The following is a 16,430-nucleotide window of genomic DNA, read 5'->3' as shown; positions in this document are numbered from 1 at the left end:
GGCCGTTCAGGGCGCCGGTGTCGGCGGCGAGTTCCTCATCCACCCCGGCCCGGTCCTCGGTGCTCAGGCAGATGGTGTCTTTCACGATCAGCGTGGCCCGCCACTCGCTCAACAGGCCGGTCCGGAACGCCTGGAACGTGTGCGGCATGCCGGTGAGGGTTTTGGCCAGGCCGAGCAACCGGGAACCCCGGGCGGGGGACTCACGCCGGGCCAACGCGATCTGCGCCGCGACCCCGGCGCCCTGCTCGTCAGCCGGGACCCCGGCCTCGGCCTGCTCCCGCCGCTGGGATAAATCAAAAGCGACAGCGGTATCAGCCTGCCGGGCACCCGCCAAGGACTTCAGATCCTCCAACCCACGAATCTGCTCGATCATGCCCGCGCCATCCGCAGGGACCGGGACCCGGGCGAGCAGGTTCAGGACATCACCAATGGAAGGCACGGCGGCCGGGTATGGCGTGGCACCAACACCGGAAGGTTCGGCGCACCGCACCCCCTGTTGTACTGCCGCCGATTCCAAAACCGCTTCCATAGCCAAAGTCTTCCAGCAGGGTGTGACAATCCCAGCCACCCAAAGCCCCTATGTGGAAAACGTGGCCACTGTCCGCCCGGGACCCGCACAAAGACGCAGACGGCGCCACCCAAAGGAGGGTGCCGCCGTCGAACGTCCCGGAACGCGTGTGCCTAGCTCTCCTCCACCACCGCAACACCCCCGGCCGGAACGGTCCCCGCAAATGGCTCGCCCGTCAGCAGGTCGGTGCCCGTGGCGGAAACCGAGGCAGCCGAATGCGTGTGGTTGATCGCGAACAGGAAGCTTTGTCCGTCGGCGGCCATCCGGCGGACCAGCTCCACCCCGGGATCGGCGTCGGCAACCGGCGTGACGCCCGACTCGGCGAGCAGCCGGTCAAGGACGGCCTCGATGCCCTCGGGATCGGGGAAGGTGGCCAGGTACCAGGCCGCCCCGGAACCCACGGCCCGGCGGGTGAGGGAAGGGACACCTTCCAGCGGGTACCCGGTAAAGGCCTGCACCGCCTCCGCGCCGGCCAGATGGACATGCTCGCTCCACACCGAGGAAACCGTCCCGTCGCTGAGCTTCAGCTGTGACTCGGCAAGCAGGGGGTGGAACTCCTCCACGCGCACCCCCAAAACGTCACGGAACGCCCCGGGGTAGCCGCCCAGCCGCACGTGGTCCTGCATGTCCACGATCCCGCTGAAGTAGCTCACCAGCACCGTGGCGCCGGCAGCGGCGGCAGCAGCGACGTTGGCGGCGTTCCCGTCCGAAACCGCATACAGCGTGCACACCAGCACCAGGTCATACCCATCCAGCGAAGCGGACGGGTGCACCATGTCCACGGAGATCCCGCGGAGGAACAGGGCGCGGTGGAACGCCCGCAGCAGGTCCAGGTACTTCACGTCGATACTGGGCTTCGAATCGATCTCGCTTGCCCACCACGCCTCATAGTCAAAAACAATGGCGGCCCGGGCCTGCACCCGCGAACCGCGCACCGGTTCCAGCCGCTTCAGCGCGGCGCCCAGCTCCACCACCTCGCGCCACACCCGCGTGTCCCGTCCGCCGTGCGGCACCATCGCGGAATGGAACTTTTCCGAGCCGGCGAAGCTTTGGCGCCACTGGAAGAACATGACGGCGTCGGCGCCGCGGGCCACGTGCGCCAGGGAGTTGCGCAGCATCTCACCGGGCATCTTGGGCTGGTTGCGCGGCTGCCAGTTCACGGCCGACGTCGAATGTTCCATCAGGAGCCATGGGTCACCGCCCGCAATGCCGCGGGTCAGGTCCGCGCTGAACGCGAGTTCCACGTGCCGTTCGGGGTCAGCGGCCACCAGATAGTGGTCATTGGCGATGACGTCCAGGTCCTTGGCCCAGTCGAAGTAGTCCATGGACTTGGTGGCGCTGGAGGCCATCAGGTTGGTGGTGCAGGGGATGTCCGGCGTCACTTCGCGCAGCACCGTCACGAGGTCCCGGTAGTAGTCCATCAGGGCCCAGGAGCTGAACCGCTGGAAGTCCAGCTGCTGGCCCGGGTTGAGCGTGGACGGGGCGACAGACGGCGGCAGGATTTCGTCAAAGGAACCGTAGTTCTGGGACCAGAACGCCGTGCCCCAGGAGGCATTGAGCGCATCGATGTTCCCGTACCGGCGCTCCAGCCAGGCACGGAAGGCCGCGGCGTCCTCCTCCCCGTGGAACTCTGAGACGTGGCAGCCCAGTTCGTTGTCCACGTGCCACAGGGCCAGCGCGGGGTGGTCCTTGTACCGTTCGGCCAGGACGCGCGTGATGCCCGCGGCGTAGCGCCGGTACACGGACGACGACGGCGTGTAGTGCCGCCGCGAGCCCGGTCCCAGCACGGTCCCGTCAGCCGTGACCGGCAGGATCTCCGGGTGCTTGCGGACCAGCCAGGCAGGGGGAGCGGCCGTGGCGGTGGCCAGTGCCACCTTCACGCCGATCCCTGCGAGGTTGTCCATCACGTCGTCCAGCCACCCGAAGTCATACTGCCCCTCGGCGGGTTCCAGCAGCGCCCAGGAGAAGATCCCCACGCTGAGGAAGTTCACGCCAGCTTCCCGCATGAGGTCCAGATCTTCCAGGCGGATGCTCACCGGCCACTGCTCAGGGTTGTAATCACCTCCGAAGGCCAGGCCCTCAACCCTGTTCCAAACGCTCGAAGGGGAGCTGGTTTCCTGCTGTGTCATGTGACTCCTTTGTCTGCTCGCAAGGCGGAACGGGGGCATTGGCCAGGCGTTGGAAAACGCTTGCCCAATTCCGGGATTGCCGATATTGTATCGTTTCAGAAGCCGTGTAAGCCAGCTCACTACTCACGTTGTAGACGGAGCGGAAGGGCAACACACATCGAGCAAGGAGGCTCCCGTGATCAACAGAAGGCATTTCCTCACAACCGTGGCCATCGGCACCGCATCTGCCGCAGCCCTGTCGGCCTGTGGGAACGGATCCAGCTCTTCCGGCCAGACCGGATCGGCCGACAAACCCGTCACCATCAACTACACCTGGTGGGGCAACGACGACCGCGCCGAGCGCACCCGCAAGGCCATTGCCCTCTTCGAGTCGAAGAACCCGGACATCAAGGTCAACGGCAACTTCACGGACTTCGCCGGCTACTGGCAGAAGCGCGCCACAGAGGCAGCCGGCGGCGGTCTTCCCGACGTCATGCAGTGGGACCTGTCCTACCTGCGGGACTATGGCCAACGCAACCAGCTCCTGGACCTGGGCACGGTCAAGATCAACACTGACGCCTTCGAAAAGTCGCTCCTGCCTTCCGGCCAGATCAAGGGCAAGACTTACGGCATTCCCACCAGCACCAACGCCTTCGCCGTCTACTACGACCCCGCCAAACTTGCCTCCCTGGGCATAGCGGAGCCGGACGGCAGCTGGACCTGGGCGGAATACCAGGCATTCCTGAAGGAGGTAGGGGACAAGGGCAACGGGACCCTGTTCGGCTCCACGGATTTCACGGGCGTGTGGTGGCAGTTCAACATCTGGCTCCGCCAGAAGAACATCCAGGCCTTCAACAGCGATGGGAAGCTTGGTTTCAGCAAGGACGACCTGAAGAGCTGGTGGAACCTCAACTCGAAGCTTCGCGGCACGCAGGCCCTCGTCCCGGAAGACAGGGTAACCCAGCTCAAGCCCAAGTCGCCTTTCGGTTCCAACGTCACAGCCTCTGAGGTCACCTGGGACAACTTCATGGCGGGCTACCTGGCCGACAGCGGGGCCAAATCACTCAAGCTTGTTCCGGTGCCGTCGGACGACCCGAACAACCTGGGCCTGTTCCTGAAGCCCTCCATGCTGATGGTGGCCAGTGCCAAGACCAAGTTCAAGGACGCCGCCGCCCGCTTCATCGACTTCATGGTCAACGACCCCGAAGTAGGCCAGATCTTCAAGACCTCCCGCGGCGTTCCGGCCTCCAAGACCCAGCGCGACGGCACCACGTTCGAAGGCGCCGACAAGCTCGTGGTGGACTACGAGAAATCAATCGCGCAGTACCTCAAGGACGCTCCGGAGCCGCCCATCGTTGGCTTCGGCACGCTGGAAGCGTCGTTCGGCCGCATCGCCTCCGACCTGAACTACGGCAAGCTCACGGTTGACGGAGCCGTCGACGCGTGGTTCAAGGAAGCCGAAGACCTCATCAAGCAGAACGCCTGATCCGGCGCCGTGCCCTCCCACCCAGGTTTTACGACTGACGGAATGATCTTGTGACTCAAACCCCAACCCTGAGCAGGCGCCCGGCGTCGTCCGGTTCCCCTCTGCCGCGCAAGTCGCGGCAGCGGGGCTCGGACGCCCGCGCCGGCTATACCTTCCTGCTGCCCTGGCTGCTGGGATTCATTGCCCTCACGGTGGGGCCGATGATTTCCTCGCTGTACCTGTCCTTCACCAACTACAACCTGTTCGAGCCGCCCAAGTGGATCGGCCTGGACAACTACACCACCCTGTTCCAGGACGAACGCTTCCTGCAGTCCGTGGGCGTGACCGTGGGCTACGTGGTGTTCGGTACCCCCTTGAAGCTCGCGGCGGCACTGGCGGTGGCCATGCTGCTGAACAGCAAGCGCCGCGGCCAGGGCTTCTACCGCTCTGCCTTCTACGCCCCGTCCCTGATCGGTGCGTCCGTCTCCATCGCCATCGTCTGGAAGGCCATGTTCGGCGATTCCGGCCCGGTGGACCAGGGCCTGTCTTTCTTCGGGATCAACCTGGGCGGCTGGGTGGGCAACCCCTCGATGACCATGCCGATGTTCATTCTCCTGACCGTGTGGCAGTTCGGCGCCCCGATGGTGATCTTCCTGGCCGGCCTCAAGCAGATCCCCGGTGAGCTGTACGAGGCAGCGTCCATGGACGGTGCCGGCCCGGTGCGCAAGTTCTTCAACATCACCTGGCCCATGCTCTCCCCGGTGATCTTCTTCAACCTCCTCATGGAAACCATCCACGCGTTCCAGATCTTCGCGTCGGCCTACATCATCTCCAACGGTGACGGCGGCCCCGCCGGATCCACCCTCTTCTACACCCTCTACCTGTACCTGCGGGGCTTCAGCGATTTCCGGATGGGCTACGCCTCGGCCATGGCATGGCTGCTGGTGATCGTGGTGGGCATCATCACCCTGATCTTCTTCCGCACGTCCAAGTCCTGGGTCCACTACAGCGGTGATTCAAAATGACAACCACGGCAACCCCCACCCAGTCCACACCGGACGCCGCCGCCCCGGCCTACAACCCGAAATCCGAATCGGTGGCGGCCAAACGGGCCAAGAGCGCCATCTTCCACCTGGTGGCCCTTGTCCTCACTGCCATCGTCCTCTACCCCGGCCTGTGGATGATCGCCTCGTCCTTCAAGCCCAACTCGGAGATCGGCGGCCAGAACACGTCGCTGTGGTCAAACAACTTCAGCTTCGATAACTTCGTGACCGCCATGGAGGGGATCGGCGGGGTGTCCACCCTGCAGTTCTTCACCAACTCGTTGATCCTGGCCCTCGGCGCCGTCGTCGGCACCATCCTGTCCGCGAGCGTGTCGGCATACGCGTTCGCCCGGATCAACTTCCCTGGCCGCAGCCTGTTCTTCGGCATGATGATCGCCACCCTGCTGCTGCCCTTCCACGTGGTGATCATTCCGCAGTACATCATTTTCCAGCAGCTGGGCCTGGTGGACACCTACGTCCCGCTGCTGATCGGCAAGTTCCTGGCCGGGGACGCGTTCTTCGTCTTCCTGATGGTCCAGTTCATGCGCGGCCTGCCCGCGGAACTGGATGAAGCCGCCAGGATCGACGGGGCGGGGCACGCCCGGATCTTCGGATCCATCATGCTGCCGCTGATGAAGCCGGCCCTCATCTCCACCTCCATCTTCTCCTTCATCTGGAGCTGGAACGATTTCCTGGGCCCGCTGCTGTACCTGAACACCCCGGACAAGTATCCGCTGCCGCTGGCCCTGCGGCTGTTCGTGGACCAGACCCAGTCCTCCGACTACGGCGCCATGATCGCCATGTCCGTCCTGGCCCTGCTGCCCGTGCTGATCTTCTTCCTGATCTTCCAGCGCTACATCGTCGAAGGCGTCTCCACCCAGGGACTGAAGGGCTAGGCAAAGGACAATGAGCGCCATGGACAGCACCACATCCGCCCCGGGCCACGAACCAATCCCGGTGAACCGGTTCGCCCTGTTTTCCGAAACCCTCCTGGCGGGGGTGCTGGTGCTGGTGCTGTCCATACCGCTGGCCACCATCCCCGCCGCCTACGCGGCCGGGACCGCGCACCTTGAACGGCACCTCAATGGCAGGGACGATTCCGTCCGGGGGCTGTGGAGCCTGTTCAGGGCTGCCCTGCCGGGCAGCTGGAAGCTGGGAATCACGACGGCGGGAGCCGGCGTCGTGATTGTCCTCAACCTCCTGCTCGCATGGGTGGGGCAGCTGCCGGGCCGCGAAGTGGTCCTTCCAGCCACGCTGATACTCGCCGGATGCGGCGCCATCCTGCTCCTGCGCACCGCATCCGCCTGGTCCGACGCCACGGCTTCCGGTGCCACGGGCAAGGACACCTGGCACCAGGCCCTCCAGGTGGGTAAGGACGTGTCCCTGCGCGACTGGACGGGGTCCCTGCTCCTGGCGGCCGCCCTGTTCTGCGCCGTGGTGTTTGTCTGGATGCTCGCCGCGCTCTTTGTCGTGGTCCCCGGTACCCTGATCCTTGCCGCCGCCGCAGTGAAACTGCGCTCCAGCCGCGCCCGACGCTGACCGTGCCGTCCCGCCGCACCCGCCCCGCACCGTCTGCACGCCCGGGTATCAGCCAGCCGCGCTGGTTCCACCCCCTTAAGCAGCACAACTACCGGCTCTTCCTGGGCATGCAGCTCGCCGGCAGCCTTGGCGTCTGGATGCAGCGGCTGGCGCAGGACTGGCTGGTGCTGCAACTGACGGGGAGCCCGGCAGCGGTGGGGGCCGCCGTCGCCCTTCAGTTCCTGCCCATGCTCGTGGTGGGGCCGCTTGCCGGCCTGGTGGTGGACATCTTCCCCAAGCGCAGGATCATGATGGTGTGCCAGTCCGTCATTGTGCTGCTCGGCCTCGGGCTGGCGGCCTGTGCTGCCAGCGGCACCATTACGGTCTGGGTTGTTTACGCCAGCTGCATGGCGCTGGGCATCACCGCGGCGGTTGACCAGCCCACCCGCCAGGTCTTCGTCAATGAGGTGGTGGGCGACGCAGCCCTGCGTCCCGCCATCGGACTGAACAACGCCCTCGCCCAGCTGGGTGCCATGGCCGGCCCCGCGCTGGGCGGCGTGCTGATCGCGCAGGCAGGGCCGGCCGCGGCCTTCGCTTCAAACGCAGTGATCGGGTTGGTGGTGCTGGGCCTGATCGCCGGCATCCGGCCGCACGAACTGCATCCCGGTACACCCGCCGAGCGGGGCCGCGGGCAGGTGCTTGCCGGCTTCCGCTACGTCCGTGAACGCCCGCGCCTGCTGCTCCTCATCCTGCTGGCCGGCCTGCTGGGCGCCTTCGGCATGAACGGGCCGGTGGTCCTCGCGGCCTTCGCCCAGGACGTGTGGCACAACGGCGTGGAGGGCTTTGGCCTCTTCAACATGGTCAGCGCCGGCGGCGCCCTGGCCGGTGCCCTCCTGGCAGCCCGGCTGGGGACCATGGGCCGCAGGGGCATTGTGGCCGCGGCGGGGCTTTTTGGGCTGTCCCAGCTGGTGGCCGCCCTGATGCCCACCCTGGTGTTGTTTGTGGCGATGCTGGCGGTGGTGGGCATCATGACGTTGCTGTTCCTCACCAGCGCAGCCACGGCCGTCCAGCTCGAGGCCGGGCCTGCCATCCGCGGCCGGGTGATGGCCCTGTACCTTCCTCTCCTGCTGGGCGGCCACGCCTGCGGCGGCCTCCTGGCGGGCTGGTTGACGGAACAGTTCGGCGTCCGGACCGGGCTGGTGGTCACCGGCGGACTGGGCATGCTCTCCGCGGCCGTGGTGGGCCTGCTCCTGTGGCGCCACGGACGGCGCCGGGGTGTTGCTGCACGATAGTGAAAGACCCGGCGGCCGGCTGCGCCGCCGGGTCCTGAACCGCATCAGGACGCGGGGATGTCGAAGGCCACCGGCGCGGCCACAGCCCAGGGGAGCCCAATTTCGCTGAACGTGGCATGCTGCCGGCCGGCGCGCTCCAGGGCTTCCTCGATGCCTACCACCACGGCATGCGCAGCGTCTCCTTCGCCTTCCCAGCGGACGCAGGCGGGATCGATGGGGGCGGGCGGCGGTGCGGTCCGGATGGCTTCCAGCACCAGCATGAAGGCTCCGCTGTCCGCCAGGCTGCTGGTCAGCGGAACGCCGTGGCCGCGGTGGGCCAGGAGATTCTCCGCCAGGTCGTCCCGGCCAAAGGTTTCCTCCGTGCGCCCGGCCGCCGTCTCCACCGTCAGCCGGTCCTCGGTGTAGTGGAACACCGCCGTGCCGGCCGAACCTTGCAGCGTGACGTACGGTTCAACGGACTCCGCGGCGCAGATGGTCAGGGCGCAGGTGATGGGCAGGCCCGAGGCGGTGCGGATCCGGATCACGGAGGTGTCATCCGACTCGATGTCATTGGCGCGGTACGGCTCGGTTTCCACTGATGCGAGGTCTGCTGTGGTGCGCGCCCCGGCAATCCGGAGGGCGGTTGCCACCGCGTGCGCCAAGGGGTTGGTGGCCACGCCATCCACCACATCCACGCCATTGATGCTGCGTTTTCCTGCCCAACGGGAGCGCGTGTAGTAGGCCCGGTCCCGGACCCAGCGGCCGGTGGCGGAGATGCCCTCCAGTGTTCCGATGGTCCCGGCGGCAAGCAGTTCTTCGATAGCTCCAAGCGCGTGCGAGCCCAGGCTCTGGAAGCCGATCTGCACCCCGTGGCCGGACCTGGCGGCTGCCGTGCACAACCGGTTGAAGTCGGCCAGGGAGGCGACGGGTGGCTTCTCAAGGTACAGCTCAGCGTCAGTGGCCAGGGCGGCCAGGGCCAGCGGGGCATGCGTCTGGATGGGTGTGGCCACGATGACCAGGTCCAGGTCCCGGGTGGCGGTGAGGAGCTCCTCGAGCCCCTGGTAGATGGCGGCCGACGGCGGGAGGGCGCCGGGTGCCGGGGGCTGCGGGTCCGCCACGGCGACCAGGCTGACACTGCCTGCCGCCTGCAGGCGCTGGAGGTTCCGCAGGTGGTGGGTGCCGAAGCCGTGCACTCCCACCAGTGCAACCCGTGCCGGGGTTGTTGCTGAAGCCGCGGCGGCGCTGCCGGCGGCTTCCGTTGCCGTTTCCATGGTTCTCCGTTCTGCCCACCGGCTCCCGCCTTGCGGGCACCGGCATCATCTGCGCATGCATCGAGTCAGCAAGCGCTTTCCACCTTTTAGTGTGCGGCACACGGCAAGTCGCCGTCCAGCTATGTAACGATTCAAAATTCCGCTTGACCGTGGATGGACGGTGGGTCTACATTTTCGAGAAACCGATTACCGGCGTGATGCGGGACACTTTCCGCTTCGCCTCTGCAACGATGGAGAACAGAAGGGAGCCGTGCCATGCTGTCCGGGACCTTCAGTGCGCGCGCCTACTCATTTTTTGACACGCTCGTGTGGATCGCCGGCCTGAACCTGCTGTGGATCGCCTTCACCCTGCTGGGTTTTGGCATTTTTGGTGCAGGTCCGGCCGCCGCTGCGGCACAGATTGCGGTGCGCAAGCGGGCCGCAGGCGATGCTGTTCCGCTGCTGCGGGGGTTCGCCTCCGCATACTTCCGGAACTTCCTCCGGGCCAACGCCCTGGCGCTCCCGGTCATGGCCGTCGCGGGGGCCCTTGTCCTGAACTGGAACTATTTTTCGGGAGGCAGGGGAGTCCTGGCGCAGTTCATGGCCGTCGGCATCCTGGTTGCCGCCATCTTCCTGGCGGGGGCCGTTTGCTACGTGTTCCCCATGTATGCCCGGTACGAGTTGCCCCTGTTCCAGTACCTGCTGATGTCGTCCCGGTTCGCCCTGCGGCACCTGGCGGGAACGGTCATCCTGCTCTTCGTTTCCGCCGCGGTACTTTACGCCAGCAGTTGCCTTCCGGGCCTGGTTCCATTCTTCAGCATCGGGGCCTGGCTCTACCTCACCGGCTGGTTGTGTGACCGCTTCTTCGCGGCCAATGACGAGTCGGCGGCCGCAGCGGGGGAGCCTGCCGCGCGCACCGCCCTGCAGGGGGCCACCGCCGCCTGACGCTGCTCCCCGCCCTTGGTTGCCGATGGTGGGCGCTGCCCTGGGCGGACGCATGAATGAAACGTATCAAAACCGTGGGCCAGCCAGCCCAACAAACCCCAAAGAAGTGGAAAAGGACGACATATGATCCATCGCAAACTCTCCCTGGCCGCCGCCGTCGTAACGGCCACGGCGCTGTCCCTCACCGCGTGCAGCGGCGGGGACGCCCCGGCCGCGGACCTCACTTCGGTGTCCATCATGGCCCCGTTCCTGGAGGCCCAGCCGCCTGCAGCGGACGGCGCGGTGCAGAAGAAGCTGGAGGAGCTCACCGGCAAACAGGTCAAAATCAACTGGGCGCCGAACGCCTCCTATGAGGACAAGACCAACATCACGCTGGCGGGATCCGACATTCCGCAGGTCATGGTGATCCAGGGCAAAACACCCGGCTTCGTCAAGAACGCCCAGGCGGGCGCGTTCTGGGACCTCACCGACAAGCTGGACAAGTACCCCAACCTCAAGACCACTTTCCCGGACATCCAGAAGAACGCCAGCGTCAACGGCAAGGTTTACGGCGTCTTCCGCGGCCGTTCCCCCATGCGTGCGGCCGTCATGTTCCGGCAGGACTGGCTGGACAAGCTGGGCCTGCAGCCGCCCAAAACCACGGAGGACCTGTACAAGGTGGCAGAGGCCTTCACCGAGCAGGATCCGGACGGCAATGGCGTCAATGACACCTACGGCATCACCATCCCCAAGTGGGGTGCGCTGGGCACCAACAGCCCCTACGACCTGATCGAGGAATGGTACGGCGCCGGGAACCGCTGGACGGAGCGGGACGGGAAGCTTATCCCCAGCTTCGAAACCGACGAGTTCCTCGAGGCGGACCGTTTCATCAAGAAGATGGTTGACGAAAAGCTCATCAACCCCGACTTCGCCACCTTCGACAGCACCAAGTGGAACGAGCCGTTCTTCAACGGCAAGGGCGGCATCATCGTCGACGTCGATTCCCGGGTGAGCGTGCTCATCAACCTCTTCAAGCAGGCAGACCCCACCAACTTCCAGAACAAAGTGGGCTTCGTGGGCAACCTCGAAGGCCCGGACGGCAAACTGCACGCCCACCCCACCGACGGCTACTCAGGCTTCCTTGCGATCCCCAAGGCCAGCGTCAAGAGCGAGGCCGAACTGGACAAGGTCCTGGCCTTCCTCAACACCATGAACGGCAAGGATGTTGCGGTCCTGCTGAACAACGGCATCGAGGGCGTGAACTTTACGGTGGAGGCCGGCAAGGCCGCCACCATCAAACCGGAGACGCCGGAGGGCAAGGCTGTCACCACCGACATCAAGAGCTACGCCCAGCTGGGCATGAACGTTGCCGGCAACGAGTTCTACCCGGTGAAGCAGGCCTCCGACTACGAGCAGCAGGTCTTCGACAAGCGCACCGACGTCATGGCCCAAGACCTCAAGAGTGCCGTCTACAACCCGGCCGCACCCTACGTTTCGGCCACCTATGTGGCCAAGGGCGCCCAGTTGGACAACATTGTGGCCGACGCCCGGATCAAGTACCTGGCTGGACAGATCGATGAACAGGGCCTCAAGGATGCCATCAAGCTGTGGGACACCAGCGGCGGCAACAAGGTCAAGGAAGAAATCAACAAGCTCTGGCAGGACAACAAGTAAATGGCAGCCCCTGTCATTGACACCCTGGCCGGGGAGCGGACGCGCAGGACCGCTCCCGCTCCCCGGAACGGGGGCAGGTTCTCCGTCCATTTCGCGCACTACAAATGGCTGTACCTTCTGCTGCTGCCTGGCGTGGTGTACTTCGCGGTGTTCCGCTACGCCCCCATGTACGGGGTCAGCATCGCCTTCAAGGACTACGTCCCGTTCCTGGGCGTCAACGGCAGCCCGTGGGTGGGGTTCCGGAATTTCGAGGACTTCTTCGCCAACCCGGACTTCCCGCGGCTGCTGGGCAACACCCTGATCCTGGCCTTCCTGAACCTCGGGGTGGCCTTCCCGCTGACCATCATCCTGGCGCTGCTGCTGAACGAAGTCCGGCTGTCCATCCTCAAGCGCACGGTCCAGACGCTGGTGTACATCCCGCACTTCCTGTCCTGGACCATCGTGGCGTCGCTGAGCTTCCTGCTGTTTGCCCTGGACATCGGGCCACTGTTCCAGTTCCTGAACAACGCCATGGGCACGCACATCGATTTCCTGTCAGATCCCGCCTGGTTCCGGCCACTGATCGTGCTGCAGGAGATCTGGAAGAACACCGGCTGGGGCACCATCATCTTCCTGGCCGCCCTTTCCACTGTGGACCAGGACCAGTACGAAGCAGCGATCATCGATGGCGCGGGCCGGTTCCGGCGCGTCTGGCACATCACGCTTCCCGCGATCCGTTCCACGATCATCGTGATGCTGATCCTGGCCATCGGGCAGATGCTCAACACCGGGTTCGAACAGATTTACCTGATGACCAACGCGCTGAACCGTGAGGTGGCGGATGTCTTTGACACGTACGTCTACTTCGTAGGCATCACGCAGGGCGCCTACAGCTACTCCACCGCCGTGGGCCTGTTCAAATCGCTGGTGGGCATCGTGCTGATCTTCGGCACCAACTGGCTGGCCAAGCGATTCAACCAGAGCGGACTGTTCTAGCCATGAAAATCCACAACACCCGCGGCGGCCGGATCTTTGACGCCGCCAACTACGTCTTCCTGTCCCTGATCGGCCTCATTACCCTGTTGCCGTTCGTGTACGTCTTCGCCGGATCGTTTGCCACCGAAGCCGAAATTACGCGCCGGGCATTCTTCGTCTGGCCCGAGCAGTTCACCCTGGGCTCCTACGAATACATCTTCGCCACCCCGGCGTTCGTCCGCGCCCTGGTGACCACCATCCTGGTCACCGCGGTGGGCACCCTGGTCCAGCTGGCCTTCACCGTGACCATGGCCTATCCGCTGGCCAAGAAAACCCTGCGGGGCAGGAACGCCATCCTGTCCCTGGTGGTCTTTGCCATGGTCTTCTCCGGCGGCATGATCCCCACGTTCCTGCTGGTCAAGGACCTGGGCCTGCTCAACTCCTATTGGGCCCTGATCCTGCCGGCGGCCATCAACCCGTTCAGCCTGATCATCATCAAGAACTTCTTCCAGGAACTCCCTGCCGAACTGGAGGAATCGGCCAAGATGGACGGCGCCACCGAGATCGGGATCCTGTGGCGGATCCTGCTGCCGCTGTCCAAGCCGGTCCTGGCCACTTTCGCGCTGTTCTACGCCGTGGGCATCTGGAACGACTTCATGTCGCCCCTGCTCTACCTGAGCGACAACTCCAAGTGGACCCTCCAGATGTACCTGCGCCAGGTTACGGCGGCGTCGGACCTGTTGGGCACGGGCAACGTTGATCCCAACTACATCCCGCCCGAACAGGGCATCAAGTTCGCCGTGATCGTGGTGGCCACGCTGCCCATCCTCATCTTCTACCCGTTCCTGCAAAAGCATTTCGCCAAGGGTATGCTCATCGGCTCCGTCAAAGGCTGACTCTGCCCGCGGGCATCAAAGGAAAGAACCACCATGAAAATCCTGCTGGCCGGAGATTCCACCGTTGCCAACTGTCCCACGCACGAGTTCCCCATGAGCGGCTGGGGAGCGCAGCTGGCACCCTTCACCTGCACGTGGGGCACGGTACACAACTTCGCCAAGGGCGGCGCCGACACCGAATCCTTCCGCACTGAGGGGCTCTGGGCGGAGCTGCTCACCGAAGCAGGCCCGGACGATGCCGTGCTCATCCAGTTCGGCCACAACGACCAGAAGAAGCCGCACCTGGCCGCCCGCACCGGCTACGCGGCCAACCTGCGAACCATGGTGGGGGAGGTGCGCGCCCGGGGCTCGGCAGTGGTGCTGTGCACCTCCGTGGAGCGCCGGCACTTCCTGGACGGCAGGCACCCGGGGGAGGGGCCGTCGTCGGACGTCCTCGCAGAGAGCCTGGAGGACTATCCGGAGGTGGTCCGCGAACTGGGGCAGGAGCTCGGGGTCCCCGTGGTGGACCTCAACGCGTGGACCCGCCACCTGTATCTCCGGCTGGGCCGGGACGGATCCAGGGAGATCTTCTGCCACTTCGCCCCGGGGGAGCATGCCCATTGGCCGGGCGGCCTGGTGGACAATACGCATTTCTCCCGGCACGGTGCCTCGCTGGTGGCCGGGGAGGTGGCACGGCAGCTGCGCCGGCTGGGGTACGGGCCGGCTGGAGAGGCGGAGCCGGCCGACACCAGGGGGATGCGTACGACGGCGGGACGCGCCTAGTGGGGGCGGCAGCGGTTAGGGAGCGGATCCTCTACAGCAACCCGCTGGCGGGGCCCGATGACGTGGCTGGATGGGTAGCGGAAGGGCCGTTGAGCGGCGGCAGCCACGAGGGTGCCCTGGAGCTGTCCGGTGCGCTGGACGACCAGGAATTCGGCGACCACGCGCACTGGACGTTGTGGTGCCCGGAGAACTTCCCGGACGGCATCCGCATCAGCTGGGAATTCCGCCCGCTCGCCGAGCCGGGCCTGGCCATGCTGTTCTTCGCGGCCACCGGACACCGCGGGCAGGACCTCTTCAGCCCGGCCCTCGCGCCCAGGACGGGCTACTACCCCCAGTACCATTCGGGTGATATCGATGCCCTGCACGTCTCCTATTTCCGCCACAAGTTCCCGTCCGAGCGCACGTTCCGCACCTGCAACCTGCGCAAAAGTGCCGGCTTCGAGTTGGTGGCGCAGGGCGCGGACCCGTTGCCGCCCGCGGAGGATGCCACGGACTTCTACCGCCTGGAACTGGTGAAGGACGGGCCCCTGGCGGCGTTTTCCATCAATGGGCTGCTGCTCTTCGAGTGGCAGGATCCGTCGTCGAAGGTGCTCGGCGGCGGCCGGATTGGTTTCCGGCAGATGGCCCCGCTCCGGGCGGCCTACCGCAACCTGGTGGTGGCGAAGATTTAGGCGAACACGACGATGGGCAGTCCCGGGGGACTGCCCATCGTGCTGCCTTGTGGACTGCCGGGAACTAGAGCCCCAGCAGCCGGTTGAGCAGGTTGGCCAGGCCGCTGAGGCCATTGCCGCCGTCAAGGAGCCCGGTGACCGCGCAGAGCAGGTTGCCGACAAGTTTGCCCGCCCCCGACTGCGCAACAATGTCCAGGACCACCTGGTTCAGGTCGACATTGAGCCCCAGGACGTCCAGGTGCAGCGGCCCGAGGACCAGGTTCACGATGTCGCAACCGCCTCCTGTGGCCGTCGCGGCGTTGGTGGTGGGGGCCGCAGCAGCCGTGGTGGTCACGGTCTGGCTCACCGGAGTGGCCACGCCGGCAAGATCGGTGAAGGTACCCTGCACCAAGCCGGTGACGGTCAGCTGGCCGTTCTGGACGCTGAAGTTGGATGGCGTAAACGAGCCCACGAAGGTGCCCACGCCGTCAATGGTCTGGTTGATGGTTCCAGTGACGTTGGCTGTCTGGGATGACTGGGAAGCGGCAGAAGGAGCCGCGGGTGCTGCTGCCGTCGCCGGGCCTGCCATGCCGAAGAGCATGGCGCCGGAGAGGGCAATGGCAGTGACTGAAGCTGAGACCTTTGTTCGCATTTTCGGTAAATCCTTTCAGCGCCGGGTTGCGGCGCTCTGAACCCCCCGAGGCTCCGCCCCCATGGAGAACCCCGGCGGAACTGGTTATTTCAAATGCACTTGTTTCAGATGCAGCCCTGTCGGGCCGCGACACGCAGCTCCGGATGGTGATCCAGGCCACGGGCACGTCGATCAACCTATTAGTAAGCATGCTGAGTAGTCAAGTCGGGGTTGCGGCGCTGTTTGTCGGGCGCCAGGATGCCTGGGCCGGGCGGCCTGGTGCAAGATAGAGGGGTTCAGGAACTGCCCACTGGAGGGAGGCGGGGTATGGAGCCCATAATGGTCGACGGCGGCAAGGGAACCGTGGAACTGAGCGCTGACGGCGTCATCCACCTCATGTGGGAGCCCAAAGTCCGCATAGAAGTCGAGGACGCACAGGCGGCGATGGCTGCGGTGAACCGCATAGCAGGAGACGGCAACTATCCAATGCTGGTGGACATGGCCACCACGGAGAACGTCAGTATCCAGGCCCGCTCGGTGTTCTCCATCCCCTGCGCCGCCAACCGGATTGCCCTGCTTGGATCGAGCCCGGTGGACCGGATCATCGCGAATTTCTTCCTGGGAGTCCATAATCCGCCCTGCCCTACCCGCTTCTTCACGTCCCGGGACGAGTCCATGAAGTGGCTGCAGCAGACGGGAAAGTAGAGCGCCCGGCT

The 16,430-nt window shown here is 65.4% G+C and carries 15 protein-coding genes and 1 pseudogene; 12 read left to right on the top strand and 4 right to left on the bottom strand.

The annotated features are described in order from the left end of the window. Both PUN51_RS03805 and PUN51_RS03800 read right to left on the bottom strand, forming a co-directional pair. Positions 1 to 373: pseudogene (locus tag PUN51_RS03805) on the bottom strand (DUF222 domain-containing protein); the annotation flags it as partial. Positions 374 to 681: 308 nt separating this feature from the next. Continuing rightward, positions 682 to 2,697: a beta-galactosidase gene (locus PUN51_RS03800; protein ID WP_275179948.1), complete on the bottom strand. Its 2,016-nt coding sequence runs from the start codon at positions 2,695 to 2,697 to the stop codon at positions 682 to 684. 175 nt (positions 2,698 to 2,872) lie between these two features. Between PUN51_RS03800 and PUN51_RS03795 the strand changes: the two genes are divergently transcribed. Genes PUN51_RS03795 through PUN51_RS03775 form a run of 5 tightly spaced genes read left to right on the top strand, consistent with a single transcriptional unit; the run spans position 2,873 to position 7,994 of the window. Beyond that, on the top strand, positions 2,873 to 4,162 hold the full coding sequence (locus tag PUN51_RS03795; protein WP_275179947.1) for an ABC transporter substrate-binding protein: 1,290 nt from the start codon (positions 2,873 to 2,875) through the stop codon (positions 4,160 to 4,162). A 50-nt stretch (positions 4,163 to 4,212) separates the two neighbouring features. Next, positions 4,213 to 5,166: a carbohydrate ABC transporter permease gene (locus PUN51_RS03790; RefSeq protein ID WP_159630789.1), complete on the top strand. Its 954-nt coding sequence runs from the start codon at positions 4,213 to 4,215 to the stop codon at positions 5,164 to 5,166. Continuing rightward, positions 5,163 to 6,080: a carbohydrate ABC transporter permease gene (locus tag PUN51_RS03785; protein WP_159630791.1), complete on the top strand. Its 918-nt coding sequence runs from the start codon at positions 5,163 to 5,165 to the stop codon at positions 6,078 to 6,080. The genes PUN51_RS03790 and PUN51_RS03785 overlap by 4 nt, the downstream gene beginning before the upstream one ends. Positions 6,081 to 6,090: 10 nt before the next feature. After that, a complete protein-coding gene (locus tag PUN51_RS03780; protein ID WP_275179946.1) occupies positions 6,091 to 6,723 on the top strand; it encodes a Poxvirus protein I5 in 633 nt (210 codons plus the stop codon). A gap of 2 nt (positions 6,724 to 6,725) precedes the next feature. Next, positions 6,726 to 7,994: an MFS transporter gene (locus tag PUN51_RS03775; RefSeq protein WP_275179945.1), complete on the top strand. Its 1,269-nt coding sequence runs from the start codon at positions 6,726 to 6,728 to the stop codon at positions 7,992 to 7,994. A 44-nt stretch (positions 7,995 to 8,038) separates the two neighbouring features. Here PUN51_RS03775 and PUN51_RS03770 read toward each other — a convergent pair whose 3' ends face one another. Next, positions 8,039 to 9,244, bottom strand: coding sequence for a Gfo/Idh/MocA family protein (locus PUN51_RS03770; RefSeq protein WP_275179944.1), 1,206 nt, complete (start codon positions 9,242 to 9,244; stop codon positions 8,039 to 8,041). A gap of 255 nt (positions 9,245 to 9,499) precedes the next feature. Here PUN51_RS03770 and PUN51_RS03765 point away from each other — a divergent pair, with 255 nt between their 5' ends. The 6 genes from PUN51_RS03765 (at position 9,500) to PUN51_RS03740 (ending at position 15,104) form a co-directional block, all read left to right on the top strand. Next, positions 9,500 to 10,168: a YesL family protein gene (locus tag PUN51_RS03765; protein ID WP_275179943.1), complete on the top strand. Its 669-nt coding sequence runs from the start codon at positions 9,500 to 9,502 to the stop codon at positions 10,166 to 10,168. A 123-nt stretch (positions 10,169 to 10,291) separates the two neighbouring features. After that, positions 10,292 to 11,821: an extracellular solute-binding protein gene (locus PUN51_RS03760; protein ID WP_275179942.1), complete on the top strand. Its 1,530-nt coding sequence runs from the start codon at positions 10,292 to 10,294 to the stop codon at positions 11,819 to 11,821. After that, positions 11,822 to 12,796 (top strand): ABC transporter permease, encoded by a 975-nt coding sequence (locus tag PUN51_RS03755; RefSeq protein WP_275179941.1) that lies wholly within the window; start codon positions 11,822 to 11,824, stop codon positions 12,794 to 12,796. A gap of 2 nt (positions 12,797 to 12,798) precedes the next feature. Then, positions 12,799 to 13,671 (top strand): carbohydrate ABC transporter permease, encoded by an 873-nt coding sequence (locus PUN51_RS03750; RefSeq protein ID WP_224026988.1) that lies wholly within the window; start codon positions 12,799 to 12,801, stop codon positions 13,669 to 13,671. Between the two features lie 33 nt (positions 13,672 to 13,704). Beyond that, on the top strand, positions 13,705 to 14,433 hold the full coding sequence (locus PUN51_RS03745; RefSeq protein ID WP_275179940.1) for a rhamnogalacturonan acetylesterase: 729 nt from the start codon (positions 13,705 to 13,707) through the stop codon (positions 14,431 to 14,433). Next, entirely contained in the window at positions 14,433 to 15,104 is a 672-nt protein-coding gene (locus PUN51_RS03740) for a DUF1961 family protein (protein ID WP_275179939.1), read from the top strand. Before PUN51_RS03745 ends, PUN51_RS03740 begins: the two co-directional genes overlap by 1 nt. Positions 15,105 to 15,168: 64 nt before the next feature. Here PUN51_RS03740 and PUN51_RS03735 read toward each other — a convergent pair whose 3' ends face one another. After that, positions 15,169 to 15,735: an ABC transporter substrate-binding protein gene (locus PUN51_RS03735; protein ID WP_224026985.1), complete on the bottom strand. Its 567-nt coding sequence runs from the start codon at positions 15,733 to 15,735 to the stop codon at positions 15,169 to 15,171. Between the two features lie 306 nt (positions 15,736 to 16,041). Between PUN51_RS03735 and PUN51_RS03730 the strand changes: the two genes are divergently transcribed. Next, positions 16,042 to 16,419, top strand: a complete 378-nt coding sequence (locus tag PUN51_RS03730) for a DUF7793 family protein (protein ID WP_224026984.1) — start codon at positions 16,042 to 16,044, stop codon at positions 16,417 to 16,419. Positions 16,420 to 16,430 lie beyond the last annotated feature (11 nt).

It is taken from the genome of Arthrobacter sp. NQ4, assembly GCF_029077345.1.
GTDB lineage: Bacteria > Actinomycetota > Actinomycetes > Actinomycetales > Micrococcaceae > Arthrobacter.
The sequence above is the reverse complement of the archived record's forward strand: the minus strand, read 5'-3'. Positions and strand labels throughout refer to the sequence as shown.

Bases quoted from the DNA above. Each gene is read 5' to 3' on its own strand.
- PUN51_RS03800 (WP_275179948.1), bottom strand. From the start codon at position 2,697: ATGACACAGCAGGAAACCAGCTCCCCTTCGAGCGTTTGGAACAGGGTT.
- PUN51_RS03785 (WP_159630791.1), top strand. From the start codon at position 5,163: ATGACAACCACGGCAACCCCCACCCAGTCCACACCGGACGCCGCCGCC.
- PUN51_RS03780 (WP_275179946.1), top strand. From the start codon at position 6,091: ATGAGCGCCATGGACAGCACCACATCCGCCCCGGGCCACGAACCAATC.
- PUN51_RS03770 (WP_275179944.1), bottom strand. From the start codon at position 9,244: ATGGAAACGGCAACGGAAGCCGCCGGCAGCGCCGCCGCGGCTTCAGCA.
- PUN51_RS03765 (WP_275179943.1), top strand. From the start codon at position 9,500: ATGCTGTCCGGGACCTTCAGTGCGCGCGCCTACTCATTTTTTGACACG.
- PUN51_RS03760 (WP_275179942.1), top strand. From the start codon at position 10,292: ATGATCCATCGCAAACTCTCCCTGGCCGCCGCCGTCGTAACGGCCACG.
- PUN51_RS03755 (WP_275179941.1), top strand. From the start codon at position 11,822: ATGGCAGCCCCTGTCATTGACACCCTGGCCGGGGAGCGGACGCGCAGG.
- PUN51_RS03750 (WP_224026988.1), top strand. From the start codon at position 12,799: ATGAAAATCCACAACACCCGCGGCGGCCGGATCTTTGACGCCGCCAAC.
- PUN51_RS03745 (WP_275179940.1), top strand. From the start codon at position 13,705: ATGAAAATCCTGCTGGCCGGAGATTCCACCGTTGCCAACTGTCCCACG.
- PUN51_RS03735 (WP_224026985.1), bottom strand. From the start codon at position 15,735: ATGCGAACAAAGGTCTCAGCTTCAGTCACTGCCATTGCCCTCTCCGGC.
- PUN51_RS03730 (WP_224026984.1), top strand. From the start codon at position 16,042: ATGGAGCCCATAATGGTCGACGGCGGCAAGGGAACCGTGGAACTGAGC.